Raw genomic sequence first — 1,203 nt, 5'->3', positions numbered from 1 at the left:
CGCCGACCGGTCGGCGGTGTTGTCGGCGGGCTCTTGAGCGGTGGCTTCCGCGGTGTTGTCGGCAGTGTCCTGCGAGGTGTCCTGCGAGGTGTCTTCCGCCTCCACGAGGTCCGCCGGGTCGAGGGGCAGCCGCGCCGCCATCGCGTGCACCTGGTCCGCGTACGCGCCGCCCGCGGGCCACAGCCGGGTCGCGGCGTCGAAGAGGCTGGTGAAGTGCGGCTCGTCGAAGGTGTTGGCCCCGTGGAACACATAGGTGTAGAGCTCGGGCGCGTCCAGGGACACCGTCCGTCCGCCGCGCACCACGGCCTCCGCGACCGGGGAGTCCTCGCCGCGCCGCTGCTCCGGATAGCGGGGAAGCGCCTCCTTCGCGCAGAGCATGGAGCCCTCCCACACCCGTACCCCGGAGATCGCCAACGAGCGGCGCGCGGGCCACCAAAGCCGCTCCCGGGCCAGGAAACACGCCGTGGCGCCCAGCGCGAGGACCGCCGCCAGCTGCACCTCGATCCGCTCCGGGTCGTACAGGTCGTCGTCGTCCCACTGGCATACGTACGACCCGATGGCCAGGTCCACCGCGATGTTGCGCAGCTCGCCCAGCGTCCGCCCCTCCGGCGGCAGCCGGTGCAGCCGGATCCGTTCGTCGGCGAGGTCGCGTACGTGGTCCTCGAGGGCACCGTCCGCGCCGTCGTCCACCACGACCAGCTCCGCGCGGCTGTAGGTCTGCGCGAGGAAGCACCGGATCGCCCGCCTGGCCAGCGGCAGCCGGTCCTTGGTGGCCTTGGTGACCATCAGACAGGACACCGTCGGCGCCGGCGGTGGGCGCAGGGCTGCAGATCCTGGCTCGTCCAGAAGCTGACCTTACGGCCGGTCGAGGTTCCCGTAGCCCCGGAGCCCTCCCGGTTCCAACTGCCCGACCAGTGGTGCACGGCGTGCGCCCGGTCCCGGTCGACCTCCCGCGGCCCGAACAGCTCCGCGGCGGCGGGGCTCAGCTTGGGATACAGGGTGTCGGCCCCCAGGACGGCGGGGGAGCAGCCCTCGGGGGCGCTGTCGACCGCGCGCGTGAGGAAGAACGGGCCCGTCGCATCCAGCGGGCCGGGCCTGGTGTGGGCGCCCACCAACTGCCGGTGCACATGCGACCAGAACGGATGGCCGGGCCGCGAGGCCATGAACGCGTTGCAGACGATGCGCCGCATACCGCTGCGGCGG

At 73.0% G+C, this 1,203-nt stretch carries 1 protein-coding gene and 1 pseudogene; both read right to left on the bottom strand.

The window, feature by feature from the left end; genetic code table 11:
* Positions 1-786: glycosyltransferase family A protein (locus tag CCN51_RS19810; RefSeq protein ID WP_245881651.1), on the bottom strand; the 786-nt coding region annotated here is incomplete at its 3' end.
* Positions 786-1,203, bottom strand: a pseudogene (locus CCN51_RS57555) (glycosyltransferase); the annotation flags it as partial. The gene CCN51_RS19810 and the pseudogene CCN51_RS57555, both read right to left, overlap by 1 nt.

This window comes from Streptomyces milbemycinicus (genome assembly GCF_002154605.1).
Taxonomy (GTDB): domain Bacteria; phylum Actinomycetota; class Actinomycetes; order Streptomycetales; family Streptomycetaceae; genus Streptomyces; species Streptomyces milbemycinicus.
The sequence above is the reverse complement of the archived record's forward strand: the minus strand, read 5'-3'. Positions and strand labels throughout refer to the sequence as shown.